Origin of the sequence: Agrococcus sp. BE272, from assembly GCF_031457935.1 — a bacterium.
In the GTDB taxonomy this organism is placed as follows: Bacteria; Actinomycetota; Actinomycetes; order Actinomycetales; family Microbacteriaceae; genus Agrococcus; species Agrococcus sediminis.
In genome coordinates this window covers 1,180,069-1,198,289 of the sequence record NZ_JAVDXL010000001.1, presented here as the reverse complement: position 1 = coordinate 1,198,289, position 18,221 = coordinate 1,180,069, and the positions used below count along the sequence as shown (strand labels likewise).

Annotated in this window: 17 protein-coding genes; 9 read left to right on the top strand and 8 right to left on the bottom strand. The window is 75.0% G+C overall.

What is annotated here, in order from left to right; translation table 11 throughout:
- Positions 1 to 35 precede the first annotated feature (35 nt).
- The 3 genes from J2X49_RS05810 to J2X49_RS05800 are packed head-to-tail and all read right to left on the bottom strand — an operon-like array spanning position 36 to position 1,998.
- Positions 36 to 641 carry a DUF3618 domain-containing protein gene (locus tag J2X49_RS05810; protein ID WP_128190723.1) on the bottom strand — a complete coding sequence of 202 codons (606 nt, stop codon included), beginning with the start codon at positions 639 to 641 and terminating at the stop codon, positions 36 to 38.
- Positions 638 to 1,093: a phage holin family protein gene (locus J2X49_RS05805; protein WP_246993425.1), complete on the bottom strand. Its 456-nt coding sequence runs from the start codon at positions 1,091 to 1,093 to the stop codon at positions 638 to 640. Before J2X49_RS05805 ends, J2X49_RS05810 begins: the two co-directional genes overlap by 4 nt.
- 17 nt (positions 1,094 to 1,110) lie before the next feature.
- The gene (locus J2X49_RS05800; protein ID WP_310123639.1) at positions 1,111 to 1,998 is read right to left on the bottom strand and encodes a hypothetical protein; all 888 of its coding nucleotides are present in this window, start codon (positions 1,996 to 1,998) and stop codon (positions 1,111 to 1,113) included.
- A gap of 142 nt (positions 1,999 to 2,140) precedes the next feature.
- Between J2X49_RS05800 and J2X49_RS05795 the strand changes: the two genes are divergently transcribed.
- A complete protein-coding gene (locus J2X49_RS05795) occupies positions 2,141 to 2,821 on the top strand; it encodes a YdeI/OmpD-associated family protein (RefSeq protein WP_310123637.1) in 681 nt (226 codons plus the stop codon).
- 27 nt (positions 2,822 to 2,848) lie between these two features.
- Here J2X49_RS05795 and J2X49_RS05790 read toward each other — a convergent pair whose 3' ends face one another.
- Both J2X49_RS05790 and J2X49_RS05785 read right to left on the bottom strand, forming a co-directional pair.
- Complete coding sequence (locus J2X49_RS05790; protein WP_310123634.1) at positions 2,849 to 3,997, bottom strand: SRPBCC domain-containing protein; 1,149 nt, start codon at positions 3,995 to 3,997, stop codon at positions 2,849 to 2,851.
- A gap of 69 nt (positions 3,998 to 4,066) precedes the next feature.
- Complete coding sequence (locus J2X49_RS05785) at positions 4,067 to 4,831, bottom strand: endonuclease/exonuclease/phosphatase family protein (protein ID WP_310123632.1); 765 nt, start codon at positions 4,829 to 4,831, stop codon at positions 4,067 to 4,069.
- A gap of 121 nt (positions 4,832 to 4,952) precedes the next feature.
- Here J2X49_RS05785 and J2X49_RS05780 point away from each other — a divergent pair, with 121 nt between their 5' ends.
- Positions 4,953 to 5,921, top strand: coding sequence for an ROK family protein (locus tag J2X49_RS05780; RefSeq protein WP_310123630.1), 969 nt, complete (start codon positions 4,953 to 4,955; stop codon positions 5,919 to 5,921).
- A gap of 210 nt (positions 5,922 to 6,131) precedes the next feature.
- On the opposite strand, the gene J2X49_RS05775 is transcribed toward J2X49_RS05780, so the two are convergent.
- On the bottom strand, positions 6,132 to 7,670 hold the full coding sequence (locus J2X49_RS05775) for a DEAD/DEAH box helicase (RefSeq protein WP_310123986.1): 1,539 nt from the start codon (positions 7,668 to 7,670) through the stop codon (positions 6,132 to 6,134).
- Between the two features lie 407 nt (positions 7,671 to 8,077).
- On the opposite strand from J2X49_RS05775, the gene J2X49_RS05770 reads away from it, so the two are divergent.
- On the top strand, positions 8,078 to 9,385 hold the full coding sequence (locus J2X49_RS05770) for a cytochrome P450 (protein ID WP_246992570.1): 1,308 nt from the start codon (positions 8,078 to 8,080) through the stop codon (positions 9,383 to 9,385).
- A gap of 7 nt (positions 9,386 to 9,392) precedes the next feature.
- Here the strand turns inward: J2X49_RS05770 and J2X49_RS05765 are convergent, their stop codons facing one another.
- Entirely contained in the window at positions 9,393 to 10,838 is a 1,446-nt protein-coding gene (locus tag J2X49_RS05765) for a sugar porter family MFS transporter (protein ID WP_240671425.1), read from the bottom strand.
- A 205-nt stretch (positions 10,839 to 11,043) separates the two neighbouring features.
- Positions 11,044 to 13,293: an ATP-dependent Clp protease ATP-binding subunit gene (locus tag J2X49_RS05760; protein ID WP_281440018.1), complete on the bottom strand. Its 2,250-nt coding sequence runs from the start codon at positions 13,291 to 13,293 to the stop codon at positions 11,044 to 11,046.
- Positions 13,294 to 13,551: 258 nt separating this feature from the next.
- On the opposite strand from J2X49_RS05760, the gene J2X49_RS05755 reads away from it, so the two are divergent.
- From J2X49_RS05755 to J2X49_RS05730, 6 genes are all read left to right on the top strand, one after another.
- Positions 13,552 to 14,487 carry a hypothetical protein gene (locus J2X49_RS05755; protein ID WP_310123615.1) on the top strand — a complete coding sequence of 312 codons (936 nt, stop codon included), beginning with the start codon at positions 13,552 to 13,554 and terminating at the stop codon, positions 14,485 to 14,487.
- A gap of 169 nt (positions 14,488 to 14,656) precedes the next feature.
- Positions 14,657 to 15,364, top strand: a complete 708-nt coding sequence (locus J2X49_RS05750) for a Pr6Pr family membrane protein (protein WP_310123613.1) — start codon at positions 14,657 to 14,659, stop codon at positions 15,362 to 15,364.
- 84 nt (positions 15,365 to 15,448) lie between these two features.
- Positions 15,449 to 16,174 (top strand): Pr6Pr family membrane protein, encoded by a 726-nt coding sequence (locus J2X49_RS05745; RefSeq protein ID WP_310123611.1) that lies wholly within the window; start codon positions 15,449 to 15,451, stop codon positions 16,172 to 16,174.
- Positions 16,175 to 16,319: 145 nt separating this feature from the next.
- Positions 16,320 to 16,595, top strand: coding sequence for a hypothetical protein (locus J2X49_RS05740; RefSeq protein WP_310123608.1), 276 nt, complete (start codon positions 16,320 to 16,322; stop codon positions 16,593 to 16,595).
- A 16-nt stretch (positions 16,596 to 16,611) separates the two neighbouring features.
- Positions 16,612 to 17,385 carry an alpha/beta fold hydrolase gene (locus J2X49_RS05735; RefSeq protein ID WP_310123607.1) on the top strand — a complete coding sequence of 258 codons (774 nt, stop codon included), beginning with the start codon at positions 16,612 to 16,614 and terminating at the stop codon, positions 17,383 to 17,385.
- A 209-nt stretch (positions 17,386 to 17,594) separates the two neighbouring features.
- Entirely contained in the window at positions 17,595 to 18,203 is a 609-nt protein-coding gene (locus J2X49_RS05730) for an ATP-binding protein (RefSeq protein WP_310123604.1), read from the top strand.
- Positions 18,204 to 18,221: the final 18 nt, after the last annotated feature.

Sequence of the window (18,221 nt, the reverse complement as noted above, 5' to 3'; positions counted from 1 at the left end):
CCTCCGCCGGGGCCTCGGGTCGTGCGGCGGAGCGGCTAGCGCTGCGCCTCGTCCTGCACGTGCTGACGGGCGCGCTGCGCGTCGTCCTGCACGTCCTTGGCGGCCGACTGCGCGTCGCCCTTGATGTGCTCGCCGGCCTGCTGCGCCGTGTCCTTCACGGACTGCGCCGCCTGCTGCGCGGGCTCCTTCAGGTGCTCGCCCATCTCCTGGGCGACATCCTTCGCGCCGTCGACGAGGGGCTGCGCGCCCTCCTTCACCTTGCTCGCGACCTCCTTCTCCTTGTCGCTCGCGGGGATGAGGGAGGCGACGAGCGCGCCGACGCCGAAGGCGATGAGTCCGACGGCGAGCGGGTTGCCCTTCGCCTTGCGGACGGCCCGGTCGGCGCCGTCACGGACGCTCTCGCCGGCGTGGCCGATCGCGCCCTGCACGTCGTCGCCCATCCGCCCGACGGCTCCGGGGTCGTGGTCGTCGACGCCGAACACGCGGTCCTTGACGTCGCCGAACCGGCCCTTGATGCGCTCGGTCTGGCGACCGACCATGCCGCTCGGCGACACCTTCTCGCCCAGTGCGTCGACGTCGCCGCTGACCTCGGCGCGGGTGCGCTCGATCCGCGCGCGGATCTCCTCAGGTGTCTCGTTCATCGGTTCTCCTCCTTCGTGTGCGTGATGTCGGGGATGTGCTTGACGGAGTCGACCGTCTCGGGCATGGGCTCGACCTTCGCGAGCTCCTTGCGGCCCTGCGTGTAGAGCACGGCGGCGACGATCGCCCAGAGCACGCCCACGATGAGCGCGCCCCAGCCGAGGTGCTCGAGCCAGTCGCCGAGCGCGAACATGAGCGCGAGCGACAGGAACAGGATGACGAGGCCGCCTGCGTAGCCGGCGCCGCCGAGCATCCCCGCGCCCTTGCCCGCACGGGTCGCCTGCTCCTTGGCCTCGGCCTTCGCCAGGGCGATCTCCTGGCGCATGAGGGTCGAGGTGTCGCGCATCAGGTCGCCGACGATGTCGCCGAGCGACTGCGAGGCCGCCCGCTCCTCCGCGGGCGTCTCGGCCGCCGCGACGGCGGGATCCTCATGCGCGGCGTGCGCTCCGCGCATGCCGGTGGTGGGGTCGGTCACAGTCCGCCCTCCCTCCGCGTGGTCGGGTCGCCCTGGCTGCCGGGGACACCGGTGCCCGTCGTCGGGACGCCGCTGGGCGTGGCCGTCGGCACGCCGGTGGCCGGCGGGATGCCCGTGCTGCCCGGCATGCCGGTGCTCGCGGGGATGCCGGTGCCGTGCGGCTGGTGGCCCGTCTGCGCCGGGACGTCCCAGTCGGTGACGACGCCCTGCGTCGAGCCGCCGGGCCGGGCCTCCGGCGAGCGGATGCCCGCGACCGAGGTGGAGTCGGCGTGGCGGGCGGTCGAGGTGCCCTTCGCCTGGTCCTGCGCGTCGCCGATCATGCCGCGCGTGAGCCGGCCGACGACGAGTCCGGCGACGCCCGCGATGGCGATGAAGGTGCCGGGGTGCTGGCGCGCGTAGCGCTTGACCTCGTCGAGCAGGTCGGCGGGCTCGCGCCCGTCGAGCCAGTTGGCCGCCGCGTCGACGCGGTCGCCGACCTCGCCGGCGAGCTGCGCTGCGAGGCCCTGCTGGCCGGACTCCGAGGCCATCTTGCGCAGGTCGCCGCCGAAGGTGTGCATGCCGTCGGCCGCGCGCTGCGTCTGCGCCTTCGCCTGGCCCCGCGCCTCGTGCATCGTCTGGTCCCACAGGTGGCGCGCCTGCTGCTTCGCCTCGCCGGCGACGTTGCGGGCCTCCTCCTTGGCGGTGCCGGCGACGTTGCGGCCCGCTTCCGCGGCGGTGTCGCGCACGTGCGCGGCCTCCTCCTTCGCCGTGTCCTTCGTGCTGTGCTCCGACTGACCGGGCGCTCGCGTCGGCGGCACGGTCGGGGTTCCGAAGACCGGCTCCGCCTCGGGCGGGATGCCGCCGGGTCGGTGGAGCTGGTCGTTGGGCTGGTATGCGTCGGTCATGATCCATCCATTCCGTCTGACGTGGAGGCGGTGCCTCCGATGGCACTGACTTGTCCCCCATAGTCGTCCCCCCTTCCTGGAAGTCAACTGGCTGTCTCCCAGGGTTCAACTCCAGGTCGCAGGTCGGTGCGATGCTGAGCGCATGGCCAGCGACGCATCCGCACGCATCGGCACACCGGGCGGCTCGGCCGAGCGCCCGGCGGTGTTCTTCCGCGACGCGGCCGAGTTCCGCGCGTGGCTCGAGGCGCATCACGAGACCGCCGCCGAGCTCTGGATGGGGCTCAACGCCAAGCACGTCGAGCCGCGCGGCCCCACGTGGGCCGAGGCGGTGCCGGAGGCCCTCTGCTTCGGCTGGATCGACTCGCTCTCGCAGCGCATCGACGGCGACGCGCGCCGCCAGCGCTGGACGCCCAGGAAGCGCTCGTCGACCTGGTCGGCGGTGAACGTCGCGCACGTCGAGCGGCTGCTGGCCGAGGGGCGGATGCGCCCGGTCGGCATCGCGGCGTTCGAGGCGAGGAGGGAGGAGGCGACGGGCGTCTACGCGTACGAGCGCGGCGAGCAGCGGCTGCCGCCCGAGCTGCAGCAGCACCTCGACGCGTCGGCGGCGGCGCGCGCGTTCCTCGCCGAGGCGCCGGCCGGCTACCGCCGCACGGCGGTCGCCTGGGTGCTCGGCGCCAAGCGCGAGGCGACGCGAGAGCAGCGCGCGCGGCAGCTCGCCGACGACTCCGCCGCGGGCCGGCTCATCCCGCCGCAGCGCTACGGCGAGACGCCGCGCTGGGTCGAGCGCGCCGCGGCCGCCGCCGGAGCAGCCAGCGCCGACTGAGCGCCGCTGCCGCGGCCGGCGGCCCCGCTAGTCGCCCCGCTGCCCCTCGAGGTACGCCGCGAGCTTCGCGAGCGACTGGCCGAGCCCCAGCTCGTGGTCCTCGGGCGAGATGCCCGGCGGCACGTCGGCCGCCGAGACCGTGACCCGCGTGCCCGCCGCGACCGGCTGCATCCGCCACGTCATGAGCATGTCGCCGCGGAAGCGCTCCTCGGCCGACTCGAAGGCGACCCGCTGCACCACGAGCTCGTGCGGCACGAGCTCGACGAACGTGACGCGCGACGCATCCGTCGCCTCGTCGGTCTTCGGGTCGACCGGGTCGTCGAAGCGCAGCACGGCGCGGAAGCCGCCGCCCTCGCGCGCGTCGAGCCCCTCGATCACGGCGGTCGCACCTTCGGGCGGCAGCCACGCGGTGAGCGCCTCGGCGTCGAGCAGCGCCGCGTAGACGCGGTCGGGCGCCGCCGCGATGACGGTGCCGGCGCGGTCGACGCGCGGCGCCTCGCGCGCGTGCTCGTGCGCCGCGCTGTCCCCGTGCGCGATCGAGCGCACGGCGGCCGCGAGCCCGAGCGCGAGGTCGTCGAAGGTGAGCCGCCTGCCCTCGTGGGTGATGGCGGATGCGTCGGCCGAGGCGCCGGGGTCGGTCTCGTCGCCGACGCCCGCGGTGCCCCTCGTGCGCACCGCCGGCACGTGCACGAAGCCGCCCGGCACGTCGAGCCCGGCGACGAGGTAGGCGACGTGGTTGCAGAGGAACCGGCCCGCGTCGTCGCTCGCGTCGGCGGGGAGGCCCACCGCGAGGATGGCCCCGACGAGCGCGTCGACGTCGAAGCCGGAGGGCCGCCCGGCCGGGCCCGCGGGGTCGATCGGGGTGCCGCGCGGCTGGTCGCCCGCGTTGTCGGGGATGCGCGCGTCGTCCTCGTTGACCGCCCACCGCTCGGGCGTGATCGCGCGGCGGCCGCCCGCCTCGCCCACCGCGAGCACGGCATCCGGCCGGTGCTCGTCGACGAGCGCCCGCAGCGCCGGGCCGGCGGCGCCGAAGGCGACCGGGAGCGTGCCGGTGACGAGCTCGGCGCCCGGCTGCGGGTCGGCCGCCCACGCGTCGGCGAGCCGCCGCACCGCCTCGAGGCTCGCGTTCTCCGGGTCGCCGCCGAACGGCTCGAACGCTGTCACCAGGATCCGCATGGCTCCAGTGTGCCCGGGCGGCGCGAGCCGCGCATCCCGTCGGGCGGGCCGGCGGGCGGCCCGCGGCCGCTAGAAGTCGACGACGACCGGCAGGTGGTCGGAGAACGCCGGGCGCGGCGCGCGCGCCTGCCGGGACGGCGGCAGCTGGTCGGCGCTCAGCACGTGGTCGAGCTGCACGAGCGGGCGGTGCGAGGGGTAGGTCGCGCCCCGGGCCAGCAGCCGCGCGCGCGCCACGCGACGTGCCATCCCGGGCGGCAGGTTCAGGTCGCCCATGAGCACGCGCGGTCCGGGCAGCGTGCGCAGCCACCGCATCCCGTGGCGCAGCTGCTGCGCGTTCGTGCCCTGCACGAAGGTCAGGTGCGCCGACGCGATCGTCCAGACGCCGTGCGGCGCGCGGATCGTCGCCGCGACGATCGCGCGCGGCTCGTCGCGCAGCCACACCACGCGGTGCGTCTCGGGGTCGACGACCGGGGCACGGAACATCGGCGCGGGCGGCAGCCGGTGCACGTGCCAGCGCAGCACCGGGTAGCGCGACAGCAGCGCGATGCCGTAGGCGTCGGCGGTCGCGTCGAGGTCGTCGTCGCCCGCAGGCCGCCAGGGCCGTGCGGGATCGCCGATGACGGTCGGCACGAAGCGCGACGCCGTGGCGCCCATGGCCTCCGCCGCGACCGCGGTGAGGTCGATGTGGCCCGAGCGCGACTGGCCGCGGTCGACCTCCTGCAGCGCGAGCACGTCGGCGTCGAGGTCGGCGATCGCGCGGCGGAACCGGTCCTCGTCGACGGCGGGGTCGGCGTGGGTCCTGCCGTGCAGGATGTTCCAGGTCGCCAGCCGCATGGGGCCATCCTGCCGCCTGCGGGCCCGGAGGCGAGGGATGCTCGGGCGCGGCGCGCGGATGCGTCGTCGGCGGATGCGACGCCCGGGCCGCGCGAGCGCTGCGGCACGGCAGGATGGGAGCGTGACGATCGCAGGCCTCGACGTGGGCGGGACGAAGATCGCGGGGGTGGCGCTCGCCGCGCGCCCCGGCGGCGGCGCCTCGGCGACCTCTGCCCGCGGGCTCGACGACGTGCTCGTGCGCACCCACCGGCCCCACCGCATCCACGGCCCCGAGGCGCTGCTCGACGCGCTCGAGGGCGCCGTCCGCGAGCTCGACGCGCAGCTCGCCGACCTCGGCCGCCCGCCCGTCGCCGCCGTCGGCCTCGCGATCGCCGCGTGGATGCCGCGCGACCGCGAGTCGATCATCTGGGCCGCGCACCTCGGCGTGCGCGACTTCGCGCTGCGCTCGGCGCTCGCCGAGCGGCTCGGCGTGCCGGTCACGATCGACAACGACGCCAACGGCTACCTCGTCGGCGAGGCGGCGATGGGCGCGGCGGCGGATGCGTCGTCGTCGATCCTCATCGCGCTCGGCACCGGGGTGGGCGGCGCGTTCGTCGCCCACGGGCGGCCGCTGCTCGGCGCGCACGGCCTCGCGGGCGAGCTCGGCCACGTGACGGTCGACGAGTCGGGGCCGGTGTGCTCGTGCACGGCGCGCGGCTGCATCGAGGCCTACGCGGGCGGCAACGCGCTCGCGCGCGACGCGGCGGCGGTGCCGGCGGCGGTGGCGCTCGCGCCGGGCGGCCGCCCGACGGCGCTGCACCTCGAGCGCGCGGCGCGGGCCGGGGATGCGACGGCGCTCGCCGTCATGGAGCGGGCCGGATGGGCCGTGGCGGCGGGGCTCCGCCGCCTGCTGCCCGCCTTCGACCCGGAGGTCGTCGTGCTCGGCGGCCGCGTCATGCTCGCCGCCGCCGACCTGCTGCTGCCGGTGATCGAGCGCGAGCTCGCCGCGCACGCGCCGCTGCAGGGCGTGCCGCAGCCGCGCCGGCTCGAGCTCGCGCGCCTCGGCGACCACGCGGCGGCGATCGGCGCGGCGGTGCTCGCGGCGCGCTGAGCCGGGAGGCGCGCCTCCCGCACCTCGCGCGGCTGCCGCCCTCCGCTGCGCCGCAACGCACCTCGCCTCCCCACAGATATAGGGCCAAGTGCTCGCATCACCCCGCGATGACAGCCACTGCCCCTACATCTGCGCCCGCGGACGCGGAACGGCCCCCGGCGGTGAGCCGAGGGCCGTTCCGTGCGCGGATGCGCGGGGTGCGGTGGGGCGTCAGCCCTGCGCGCGGCGCGGGGCGCGGCGGGCGCCGCCGCCGGCGCTGCCGCCGGACTGCAGCGAGCCGCCGCCGGTCGACGACCACGCCACGGACGAGCCGCCGCGGGGTGCGCCGCCCTGGCCGCCGGAGCGGCCGCCCTGGCGGGCCGGCTGACCGGAACGGGCGCCGCCCGAGCGGGCGCCGCCGCCCTGGCCGCCGCGGCCGCCGGCAGCGCCGGCGCCGCCCTTGGTCTCGGGACGACCCGAGCGGTCCTTGCGGGGGCGCTCGGAGCGGGCGGTGCCGGCGCCGGCGCCGTGCGCGCCGGAGCCCGCGACGCCGTCACGGCTGCCGCGACCGCGACCGCGGCCGCCGCCCGAGCGGCCGGCGCCCTGCGGCTGCTGGATCTCGTTGCCGGAGCCGGGGCCGCCCGGGACCGGCGCCACGTGCGGGGCGTACGGTCCGACGAGCTGGTCGACCGCATCCGACGACGCCGTGACGATCTGCGCGGGCACCGAGATCTCGGCCTTGCGCAGCAGCGTCATCGTGTCGCGGCGCTGCGCGGGCAGCATCACGGTCGCGACGTCGCCCTCCGAGCCCGCGCGCGCCGTGCGGCCCGAGCGGTGCAGGTAGGCCTTGTGCTCCATGGGCGGGTCGACGTGCACCACGAGCTCGACGTTGTCGACGTGCACGCCGCGGGCGGCGACATCCGTCGCCACGAGCACGCGCACGGTGCCGTCGGAGAACTGCGCGAGGTTGCGGTCGCGGGCGTTCTGCGACAGGTTGCCGTGCAGGTCGACGGCGGGGATGCCCGACGCGGTGAGGTGCTTCGCGAGCTTCTTCGCCTGGTGCTTCGTGCGGGTGAAGAGGATGCGGCGGCCCTCGCCCGAGGCGAGGCGGCGCACGAGCAGGTTCTTGTCGTCGGGCGCGACCTCGAACACGTGGTGCGTCATCGCGGCGACGGGCGAGTGCGCCTCGTCGACCGAGTGCATGACCTGGTTCTGCAGGAAGCGCTTGACGAGCTTGTCGACCCCGTTGTCGAGGGTCGCCGAGAACAGCATGCGCTGGCCGCCGGAGGGGGTCTTGTCGAGGATCTTCGTGACGACCGGCAGGAAGCCGAGGTCGGCCATGTGGTCGGCCTCGTCGATGACGGTCATCTCGATCGCCGAGAGCGATGCGACGCCCTGGTTGATGAGGTCCTCGAGGCGACCCGGGCAGGCGACGATGATGTCGACGCCGGCGCGGAGCGCCTGCTCCTGCGGGCGCTGCGAGACGCCGCCGAAGATGGTGGTGACGGTGAGGCCGGATGCCTTGGCGAGCGGTGCGATCGTCGCCGCGATCTGGGTGGCGAGCTCGCGGGTCGGCGCGAGCACCAGGCCGAGCGGCAGGCCCTTGCGGCGGCCGCCGCCGGCGAGCTCGCCCGAGAGGCGGGCGACCAGCGGGATGGCGAACGCGAGGGTCTTGCCGGAGCCGGTCTTGCCGCGGCCGAGCACGTCGCGGCCTGCGAGCGTGTCGGGCAGGGTGTCGGCCTGGATCGGGAACGGGTGCTCGCGGTCCATCGCCTTGAGGGCCGTGACGAGCTTGGCGGGCACGCCCAGCTCGGCGAAGGTCGGCGTGGGCGCGGTGGTGGTGATGTCGGTCAAGGTTGCTCTTTCTGTGAGCGTGCGCGCGCATCCGTGGTCGCTGCACACTCGTGCAGGCGGATTCTTGGGTGGATGCGTCGACGCAGATTCGGCGAGCGCGGCGGTGGCCGCGATCGTTCGCCGTGGAAGGTTCATCGACATCCGGGAGCCGGATGGAGAGAGGAGCGTTCAACGACGCAGGTGAGGGGCTTCGACGCCCGGCTCACGCAGTGCGACCAGCCTAGCAGGTGGGGTCTGACATCGGCCAGGGCCGACGCCGGAGGCCGCTCGGGGCGCGGTCAGGCGGCAGGGCTAGCGTCGGGCGGGACGGAAGGACGGACCCCATGGCGAACGCCCCCACCTCCGACGACACCCTCGCGTTCGTCGCGAAGGGCTACGACTTCGGCGCCCACATCTGGCGCCGCGCCCGCGGGGCGGCCGCCCGGGCGGTGCCCCTGCGGCTGCTCGGCCGGCCCTCGCTGCTCGTGCGCGGCGCCGAGGGCGTCGACCTGTTCTACGACGAGGAGCGGATGCGCCGGCACGGCGCGATGCCGGCGTTCGTGCAGGAGACGCTCTTCGGGCACGGCTCGGTGCACTCCCTCGATGGGGCGGCGCACCGCCACCGCAAGGCGACGTTCCTCGACGTCGCCTACGAGGACGCGCAGGTCGAGCGCCTGCTGCCCCACCTCGAGCGGGAGTGGCGGGCGGAGGTCGACGCGTGGGTCGCGGGCGGCGAGCGCTCCGCCTACGACGCCGCGGTCGGCGCGCTCGGCCGCGCGATCATGCGCTGGGCCGGCCTGCCCGGCACCGCCGAGGCGAAGACGCGCTGGGCGGCGCGCGAGGCGCAGATCGTCGACGGGTTCGGCGTGCCCTACTCGCCGGAGTTCCTGCTCGCCGCGCTCAACCGGCGGTGGTGCGACCGGCACGCGGAGGAGCTGATCGAGGCGGCGCGCGCCGGCACGATCGAGGCCGCCGAGGGCACCGCGCTCCACGAGTGGGCGTGGCACCGCGGGCCCGACGGCGAGCTGCTCGCGGCGCGGCTCGCGGGCGTCGAGCTGCAGAACGTGCTGCGGCCGACGATCGCGGTCGCGCGGTTCGTCGCGTTCGCCGCGAAGGAGCTGCACGACCGGCCGGCCTGGCGCGAGCGCATCGCCGCCGAGACCGCCGAGCGCGGCCGCCTGACCGAGGGCCCGCTCGCGACCGCCTTCGCGCAGGAGGTGCGCCGCACCGCCCCGTTCGTGCCGATGCTGCCGGCCGAGGCGATCGTCGACGTCGAGCTCGACGGCGAGCGGCTCGAGGCGGGCGGGCGCGTCTTCATCGACATCCTCGGCACCGACACCGACGAGCGCTCGTGGGAGCGGGCCGACGAGTTCGACCCCGAGCGCTTCGTCGGCGTCGACGACTTCGAGGCGATCGCCGCCTTCATCCCGCACGGCGGCGGGCACCCGTCGACCGGCCACCGCTGCCCGGGCGAGAAGATCGCCATCGCGGGACTCGCCGCCGCGATCGCCGCGCTCAGCGACCCGCGGCTGTCGATCCTCGGCGAGCGGCTGCACGTGAGCCGGCGCCGCCTGCCCACGAAGCCCGCCTCCGGCGGCGTCGTGCGCGCCGCATCCGCCGCCCGGTCGGGCTCGCGCTGCCCGTTCCACTGACGCGCGGTCAGCGGCGGCGCGCGAGCGGCCTGCCGGCGGCGAGCTCGTGCTCGAGCCGCTCGAGCGAGCGGCCGCGCGTCTCGGGCACCTGCGTGGCGATGAACGCGAGCGCGACCGCGCCGACGGCCGCGAAGAGGAAGAACGTGCCGGTGATCCCGACCGCCCCGATGAGCGACGGGAAGCCGAGCGCGATCGCGCCGTTCGCGAGCCAGTGCGCGAAGACGGCGATGCCGATGCCGAGCCCGCGCATGCGCTGCGGGAAGACCTCCGAGAGGTAGACCCAGGTCGCGACGTTGAGGAACGTCTGCATCGCGCCGACGAAGGCCACCACGAGCGCGAGGATCACGAAGGGGCGGATGGGGTGCCCCGGCTCGAGCGCGACCGAGGCGACCCCGATGAGCACGTGGCACAGCGTGGTGAGCGAGAAGCCGATGAGCAGCGTCGTGCGGCGGTCGAGGCGATCCATCATCGCGAGCGCCACGAGGCCGCCGACCACCGCGATGACGCCCGGGGCGACGTTGGCGATGAGCGCCGCCTGGGCCGAGAAGCCCGACTCCACGAGCACCGTCTGGCCGTAGTACATGATCGAGTTGATGCCGGTGAGCTGCTGCGCGACGCCCACCCCGATGCCGATGAGCAGGATGCGGCGGAGCCACGGGATGCGCAGCACCTCGGCGAGGCGGAGCCGGTCGCGGCGGCTCCCGTCGGGCAGCGCGCCCGCACGCTCGATCTGGGCGAGCTCGGCGACCGCGCGGTCGTCGGCGCGCACCGTGCGCAGCACCGCGAGCGCCTCGTCGTGCCGGCCGCGGGCCGCGAGCCAGCGGGGCGACTCGGGCATGCGCAGCATGCCGACGAAGAGCGCGATCGCGGGCAGCGCGCAGACGGCGAACATGATGCGCCAGACGCCGTCGAGGTGGCCGAGCGCGCTCCCGAGGATCGCGTTCACGACGAAGGCCGCGAGCTGGCCGACGACGATCGCGACCTCGTTGCGGCCCGAGATCGAGCCGCGGATCTCGAAGGGCGCGAGCTCGGCGAGGTACACCGGCACGACGGTCGACGCGCCGCCGACCGCGAGGCCGAGCAGCACCCGGCCGGCCACGACCGCCTCGAAGCCGGGCGCGAGCACGAGCACGACCGTGCCGACGAAGAACACGACCGCGAGGGCGACGAGCATCCGGCGCCGGCCGAGCGCATCCGAGAGCCGTCCGCCGACGAGCGCGCCGACGGCAGCGGCGAAGACGAGCGAGCTCGTGACGACGCCCTCGGTGAGCGCGTCGAGGCCGAGCGCCGCGCTCATCGGCCGCAGCGCACCGTTGATGACGCCCGTGTCGTAGCCGAACAGCAGCCCGCCGAAGCACGCGACGATCGAGATGACGCCCAGCCGGGCGCGGTGCGGGCCGGGTGTGAGCGGCGGCAGGGCGACCTCGGCATCGAGGTGCGAGGCGACGGCCACGATCGTTCCTCCGGTTCCCGTGCGCTGGCGCACCCGAACGATCATGCCGTGTCGTGGGCGGTGCCGCGTCCCGGCGCCTCCCACCCGCGGCGCACAACGCAAGCCCGCGGTGCCCGATCAGCGGCGCGCAAGCCCGCCCGCCGGATCCTGCCGCAGGATCCGGCGGGCGGGCTTGCGTTGTGCTGAGGCGCGGCGGCGCCGCGCGTCAGCGGTCGTCGTCGAGCGGCTCGCCCTCCACCACGTCGATGTCGTCGACGTCGTCGACCGTGTCGGCGTCGAACGACCATTGCGCGGGGCGCTCGGCGCCGGCCGGGCCCACCCACAGGCCCGAGCCGCCCGGCGCGACGTCGACCACGACCGTGTCGCCGTCGCGCACGACGCCGCCGAGCAGCGCCCGCGCCAGCCGGTCGTCGATCTCGCGCTGCATGAGCCTGCGCAGCGGCCGCGCGCCGTACATCGGGTCGTAGCCGCGCTCCCCCAGCCACTGCCTCGCCGCATCCGTCACCTCCACGGTGAGCCTGCGCTCGCGCAGGCGCCGGTCGAGGCCGTGCACCTGGATGTCGACGATCGCGCCGAGCTCGTCGGGCGAGAGCGCGTCGAAGATCACGATGTCGTCGAGGCGGTTGACGAACTCCGGCTTGAACGCGGCGCGCACCGCGCCCATCACCTGCTCGCGGCCCTGCGCCTTCGGCACCGTCGGGTCGGTGAGGAACGCCGAGCCGAGGTTGGACGTGAGGATGAGGATGGTGTTGCGGAAGTCGACCGTGCGGCCCTGGCCATCGGTGAGCCGGCCGTCGTCGAGCACCTGCAGCAGCAGGTCGAAGACCTCGGGGTGGGCCTTCTCGACCTCGTCCATGAGGATCACCGAGTAGGGGCGGCGACGCACCGCCTCGGTGAGCTGCCCGCCCTGCTCGTAGCCGATGTAGCCGGGAGGGGCGCCGACGAGGCGCGCGACCGAGTGCTTCTCGCCGTACTCCGACATGTCGATGCGCACGAGCGCCTTCTCGTCGTCGAAGAGCAGCTCGGCGAGCGCCTTCGCGAGCTCGGTCTTGCCGACGCCGGTGGGACCGAGGAAGAGGAACGAGCCGGTGGGCTTGTCGGGGTCGGAGACGCCCGCGCGGGTGCGGCGCACCGCATCCGCGACCGCCGAGACCGCCTCGCGCTGGCCGACGACGCGCTCGGCCAGCTCGTCCTCCAGCCGCAGCAGCTTCTCGGTCTCGCCCTGCAGCAGGCGCCCGACGGGGATGCCCGTCCACGCCGCGACCACGGAGGCGATGTCGTCGGCGCTCACCTGGTCGCCGACCATGCGCGCACCGGCCTCGGCCGCGCTCGTCTCGGCGGCCTTCAGCTGCGCCTCGACCTGCGGGATCTCGCCGTACAGCAGCCGAGAGGCGCGCTCGAGGTCGCCCTCGCGCTGCGCCCGCTCGGCGCGGCTGCGCAGCTCGTCGAGCTGCTCGCGCAGCCCGCCGATGCGGTTGAGGCTCGAGCGCTCGGCCTGCCAGCGCTGGTCGAGCTCGGCGAGCTCGGCGCGCAGGCCCGCGAGGGTCTCCTCGAGCTGCGCGAGGCGCTCCTTCGAGGCGTCGTCCTTCTCGCGCTTGAGCGCGAGCCGCTCGATCTCCATGCGGTCGACGGTGCGGCGCAGCTGGTCGATCTCGGTCGGCGCCGAGTCGATCTCCATGCGCAGCCGGCTCGCCGCCTCGTCGATGAGGTCGATCGCCTTGTCGGGCAGCTGCCGGGCGGTGATGTAGCGGTTCGAGAGGGATGCGGCGGCGACGAGGGCGCTGTCGGCGATCGTCACCTTGTGGTGGGCCTCGTAGCGCTCCTTGAGCCCGCGCAGGATCGCGACGGTGTCCTCGACACTCGGCTCGCCCACGTACACCTGCTGGAAGCGCCGCTCCATCGCGGCGTCCTTCTCGATGAACTCGCGGTACTCGTCGAGCGTGGTCGCGCCGATCATGCGCAGCTCACCGCGCGCGAGCATCGGCTTGAGCATGTTGCTCGCGCCCTGGCTGCCCTCGGCGGCGCCGGCGCCCATGATGATGTGCAGCTCGTCGATGAACGTGATGATGCGGCCCTCGGCCTTCGCGATCTCGGCGAGCACGTTCTTCATGCGCTCCTCGAAGTCGCCGCGGTACTTGCTGCCGGCGATCATCGCGTTGACGTCGAGCGAGACGAGCGACTTGCCCTTGAGGCTCTCGGGCACGTCGCCGGCGACGATGCGCTGCGCGAGGCCCTCGACGACGGCGGTCTTGCCGACGCCGGGCTCGCCGATGAGCACGGGGTTGTTCTTCGTGCGCCGCGACAGCACTTGGCTGATGCGCCGGATCTCGCTGTCGCGCCCGATCACCGGGTCGAGCCGGCCTGCGCGCGCGATCGCGGTCAGGTCGGTGCCGAACTGCTCCAGCGCCGACTGCTGGTCGTCCTGGCCGGGCATCATGCCGCCCATCCGTGCCATGTGGTTCCCCCTTCGTGCGCTGCCCGCCTCCCCCGGCGACCCTCGCATCCAAACTTGAGTGGTGTTGACTCAAGTTTACTCCGGATGGGGTGCGTTGCCTAGAGGGATGTCTGGCGCGCGAGCGCGGGGCGTCGCCCGAGCCTGGACGCCGTCTGGGAAAACGGGGCGGGAGCCGCCCCGCGCCCGATACTGGGGGACACGACGCCGTCCACGACGGCCGATCGAGCACGCAGACGTGCACGAGGCGAGGAGAGCGACATGACCACCACCGGCCCTGAGGACCCCGCCCGTCGGGGCGAGCCCTACCCCTCCGATGCAGACCGGCGCGCCGCCGGCCACCCAACCGACCGGCCGCTCGACCCGACCGACGACCGCGACCGCCGCATCGCGGCCGAGCACGACGAGCGCACGCGCGAGCTGCCGCGGCACGACCGCGACCTCGACCGCGACGGCGTCCCCGACGAGCGCGAGCGCAGGCACGGGCTGGCCGACCGCGACGGCGACGGCGTCGCCGACGTGCGCGAGCGACGGCACGACCTCGCCGACCGCGACGGCGACGGCGTCGCCGACGTGCGCGAGCGACGGGTCGTCGACGAGCCGCTGGGCGTCGACCCGCGGCACGACCGCGAGGTCGTCGTCGCGCGCGAGCGCGAGCGGTTCGGCGGCGTCAAGGTCGGCTCGGCCTTCTTCGGCTGGCTCACCGCCACCGGCGCGGTCGTGCTGCTCACCGCGCTCGCCGCGGCGATCGTGGCGCTCGTCGCATCGCTGTCGGGCGGCGTCGACGACGTCGTCGAGGACGCGCAGCAGAACCTCGACACGACCGGCATCTGGGGCATCGTCATCCTGCTGGCGATCTGGTTCGTCGGCTACTACTGCGGCGGGTACGTGGCCGGGCGGATGGCCCGGTTCGACGGCGCGAAGCAGGGCGTCGCCGTGTGGGTGTGGGCCGTGGTCATCGCGATCCTCGCCGCGATCGTCGGCCTCGTCGCGGGCCAGAACTTCGCGGTTCCGCCGGGCTCGATGCCGACGCTGCCGCTGCCCGAGGACCAGGCGACGACCGCCACGATCATCTCGGCGCTCGTCGTCGCCGTCGTGGCGCTCATCGGCGCCGTGCTCGGCGGCCTCGCCGGCATGCGCTTCCACCGCCGGGTCGACCGCGCGGGCTTCGAGGTGGGCTCCACCGCGCGCAGGTAGCGGCCACGCACCCGGATGCCGGTCGGCGAGGGCTTCGCCGACCGGCATCCGCACGCTGTGGACGGCATCCGCATCCGCGCGCGGTCGCTCCTCAAGATCGCCTCAAGCCGACCTCAACGCGGCGGACACCGGCTCGGAGCCGCGCGGCGCCCCTCCTAGGGTGAGGTGGATGACTGTCAAGGAAGACGTCCGCGTCACGAGCGACCTCCGCAGCCGCACGCTCCTCACGGCGCGCCTCGGCATGGCGGCCCTGATCGCAGCCGCGCTCCTCGGGCAGCTGCTGACGAGCCTGCAGTTCTGGGGCGAGCGCGGGGCGACCGACCTCGCCGTGAACCTCGTCGCGTACGGCTCACTCTTCACCGTGCTGTCGAACACGGCGTCGATGGCCCTGCTCGTCGCCCTCGCCCTCGCGCAGGCCCGGCCCGTCCGGCTCGGTCGCCGCTTCGACGTCGTGCTGCTGGCGACGACCACCTGCATGGTCGTCACGGGCGTCGTCTACAACGCGCTCATGCGCCCGATCGAGCTGCCGGACGGCGCGACCCTCGTGTGGGCGAACGAGGTGCTGCACGTCATCGCGCCGGCGTGGATGCTCGTCGACTGGGCCGTGACCGCGGGTGCGCGCGCCGTGCACCGGCGCGATCTCGCGGCCGTCGTGGTGTTCCCGGCGACGTGGCTCGGCTACACGCTGCTGCGCGCCCCGAGCACGCCCGAGGAGGCGGCGAGCAACCCGTACTGGTATCCGCACCTGGATCCCGCGACCTACGACAACGGCGCCTTCGGGGTCGCCACGACGTGCCTCGCGATCACGGCCGCGCTGCTGCTCGTCGCCGGCGGCCTCATCGGCATCGCGCGCCGGCGGTCGCTCCACCGCGGCTGACCCGGCCACGGCGACGCGGGCTAGGCTCGCGGGAGACGTGCCAGGGCGCCCGCCCTCGACGCCGTGCCGAGCCCAGGAGCGCGCATGACGACCTCGCAGACGCAGGCGACCACGCCCGTCCGGGCCTCGCGCATCCGCCGCCTCCTGCTCGTCGGCCGCGCCGTCATGGCGCTCGCGATCCTCGCGGCCATCGTCGGACAGCTCATGACGAGCATCGCCTTCTGGACCGCGCGCGGCGACGCGTCGATCCCGCTCGACCTGCTCAACTTCTTCAGCTTCTTCACGATCGAGTCGAACGTGCTGGCCATGGTCGTGCTCGCGGTGCTCGTCGCCGCGCAGCTCGGGCGCCCGCGCATCGGTCGGCGCTTCGACGTGCTGGTGCTGTGCGCGACGACGTACATGGTCGTGACCGGCATCGTCTACAACACGCTGCTGCGCGGCATCGAGCTGCCGCAGGGCGCGACGCTCGGCTGGTCGAACGAGGTGCTGCACCTCGTGGCGCCGGTGTGGATGCTCGTCGACTGGCTCGCGAGCCGCCCGCGCCAGGTGCGCTTCGCCGACCTGGCGATCGTCGCGGTCTTCCCCGTCGTGTGGCTCGCCTACACCCTGCTGCGGGGGCCCGCCACGCTCGACCAGGCGACCGGCAACCCGTACTGGTACCCGTACCCGTTCCTCGATCCGGCCGGCTACGACACCGGCTACGGCGGGGTCGCGATCATGAGCGCCGTCATCGCGGCGACCGTGCTGCTCGGCGGCGCCGCCCTCGTCGCGATCGCGCGCGCCCGGGCGCGGCGCTCCCGCGCCGCGTGAGCGGATCCTCCGGAGGAGACCCCTCGCCCCGCGGCCCGGCGCGGCGTAGGATCACCGCCGACGGCCGCCGATGCGGCCTCGAGGTCACGATCGAGCCGGCCAGCGGCCGCCATGGAAGTGCATCCGATCCGATGAAGGAGCAGCCATGATCCGCAAGGTCCTCGCGACGACCGCCCTGGCGGCCGCGCTCGTGCTGGGCGGCCCGCTCGCCGCCGACGCGCACAGCCAGGTGGTTGACCCTCCGGGCGACGTCGGCCCCACGGTCACCGGCCCGATCAGCCAGGCATGGGCCCAGGCGCACTGCAGCGCCGCCTCGCCGGGCGTCGTCTGGGAGGCGTCCAACGGCGTCGTCACGTTCCTGCCGATGGACAACATCCCGTGCCCTGCGGTGCCGAACCCTGGGGGCCAGGTCACACCCTGACGGCTACCGTGGAGCCATGACGACGGGCGACCTCCACACGACCCGCCTGGGCGAGCAGGGGTCGCCCGTGCTCTTCTGCCACGGCCTCTTCGGCCAGGGCCGCAACTGGATGCAGATCGGCAAGGCGCTCGCCGACCGGCACCGCGTGACGCTCGTCGACATGCCGAACCACGGCCGCTCGCCGTGGACGGAGCGGGTCGACTACGCCGAGATGGCCGACGCGGTCGCCGCGACCATCGACGAGCCGGCCGCGCTCGTCGGCCACTCGATGGGCGGCAAGGCGGCGATGCTCGCCGCGCTCCGCCACCCCGAGCGGGTCGAGCGGCTCTGCGTCGTCGACGTCTCGCCCGTCTCCTACCGATCGAGCGACGAGTTCCGCGGCTTCATGGACGCCATGCTCGGCATGGACCTCGCCGCGATCGCCTCCCGCGCCGACGCCGACGCCGCCCTCGCGCCCGCCGTGCCCGACCCGGGCATCCGCGCCTTCCTGCTGCAGAACCTGCAGCGCGACGGCGACGGCTGGCGCTGGCTGCCGAACCTCGAGGTGCTGCGGCGCGACCTCGATGCGCTGCGCGGCTTCCCCGAGACCGACGCGGTCTACGAGGGGCCGGTGCTGTGGATCGCGGGCGCCGACTCCGGCTACGTGCGCGACGAGTTCCGCGACGAGATGGAGGCGCGGTTCCCGCGCGTGCGCCGGGTGACGGTCAAGGGCGCGGGGCACTGGGTGCACTCCGAGCAGCCCGCCGTGATGACGGGCCTCCTCGAGCGCTTCCTCGACGACGCGGACTGAGCCGGCCGCCGCGCGGCGGGCCGCGCACAACGCAAGCCCGATCCGGCGATTCCGCGGAGGGTGCGGGGCGGTCGCCCCGATCGCCGCCGACACGGCCCCGCGGGCTTGCGTTGTGCGCGGCGGCGGCAGGGCGCGCGGGCGCGCGGCGGCGGCGGGCGGGGCGGCCACGGCGGCGGCAGCGCCCGCCCCGCCGTGGGAAGATGGAGCCCATGCCCTCCGACGCCGAGCCCCTCGCGCGCGTCGTGCTCATCGGCGGGGCCTCCGGCTCCGGCAAGTCGCGCATCGCCGAGCGCTCGGGGCTGCCGCTGCTGCGGCTCGACGACTACTACCGCGAGGGCGACGACCCCGAGCTCCCCCGGCTCGAGACCGGTGAGGTCGACTGGGACCACCCGGGCTCGTGGCACCGCGACCGCGCGCTCGCCGCGCTCGAGGAGCTCGCCCGCACCGGCCGCACTGCCGCGCCCGTCTACGACATCTCCCGCAGCGCATCGGCCGGCGTGCACGAGGTGGCGCTCGAGGGCGCCTCGCTCTTCGTGGCCGAGGGCATCTTCGTCGCCGAGGTCGTGGCCGAGGCCGAGCGGCGCGGCATCCTCGCGGATGCGATCTGCGTGCGCCGCTCGCGCTGGGTGACGATGGGCCTGCGCTTCGCGCGCGACCTCCGCGAGCGCCGCAAGAGCCCCGCGTTCCTCGTGAAGCGCGGGCTCATCCTCGCGAGCCGCGAGCCGGCGATCGTCAAGGGGCTGACGGATGCGGGCTGCCGACCCGTGCGCGTGCGCTCGGCCGGGCGCCTGCTCGCGCGGGCCGCGCGCGGCGACTGACGCGGGCGGCACCGACCC

What these genes read in the sequence shown, in the direction of transcription:
- J2X49_RS05770 (WP_246992570.1), top strand. Translation starts at nt 8,078, where the DNA reads ATGGCGAACGCCCCCACCTCCGACGACACCCTCGCGTTCGTCGCGAAG.
- J2X49_RS05790 (WP_310123634.1), bottom strand. Translation starts at nt 3,997, where the DNA reads ATGCGGATCCTGGTGACAGCGTTCGAGCCGTTCGGCGGCGACCCGGAG.
- J2X49_RS05740 (WP_310123608.1), top strand. Translation starts at nt 16,320, where the DNA reads ATGATCCGCAAGGTCCTCGCGACGACCGCCCTGGCGGCCGCGCTCGTG.
- J2X49_RS05800 (WP_310123639.1), bottom strand. Translation starts at nt 1,998, where the DNA reads ATGACCGACGCATACCAGCCCAACGACCAGCTCCACCGACCCGGCGGC.
- J2X49_RS05805 (WP_246993425.1), bottom strand. Translation starts at nt 1,093, where the DNA reads ATGCGCGGAGCGCACGCCGCGCATGAGGATCCCGCCGTCGCGGCGGCC.
- J2X49_RS05775 (WP_310123986.1), bottom strand. Translation starts at nt 7,670, where the DNA reads ATGGACCGCGAGCACCCGTTCCCGATCCAGGCCGACACCCTGCCCGAC.
- J2X49_RS05785 (WP_310123632.1), bottom strand. Translation starts at nt 4,831, where the DNA reads ATGCGGCTGGCGACCTGGAACATCCTGCACGGCAGGACCCACGCCGAC.
- J2X49_RS05755 (WP_310123615.1), top strand. Translation starts at nt 13,552, where the DNA reads ATGACCACCACCGGCCCTGAGGACCCCGCCCGTCGGGGCGAGCCCTAC.
- J2X49_RS05760 (WP_281440018.1), bottom strand. Translation starts at nt 13,293, where the DNA reads ATGGCACGGATGGGCGGCATGATGCCCGGCCAGGACGACCAGCAGTCG.
- J2X49_RS05795 (WP_310123637.1), top strand. Translation starts at nt 2,141, where the DNA reads ATGGCCAGCGACGCATCCGCACGCATCGGCACACCGGGCGGCTCGGCC.
- J2X49_RS05735 (WP_310123607.1), top strand. Translation starts at nt 16,612, where the DNA reads ATGACGACGGGCGACCTCCACACGACCCGCCTGGGCGAGCAGGGGTCG.
- J2X49_RS05810 (WP_128190723.1), bottom strand. Translation starts at nt 641, where the DNA reads ATGAACGAGACACCTGAGGAGATCCGCGCGCGGATCGAGCGCACCCGC.
- J2X49_RS05750 (WP_310123613.1), top strand. Translation starts at nt 14,657, where the DNA reads ATGACTGTCAAGGAAGACGTCCGCGTCACGAGCGACCTCCGCAGCCGC.
- J2X49_RS05745 (WP_310123611.1), top strand. Translation starts at nt 15,449, where the DNA reads ATGACGACCTCGCAGACGCAGGCGACCACGCCCGTCCGGGCCTCGCGC.
- J2X49_RS05730 (WP_310123604.1), top strand. Translation starts at nt 17,595, where the DNA reads ATGCCCTCCGACGCCGAGCCCCTCGCGCGCGTCGTGCTCATCGGCGGG.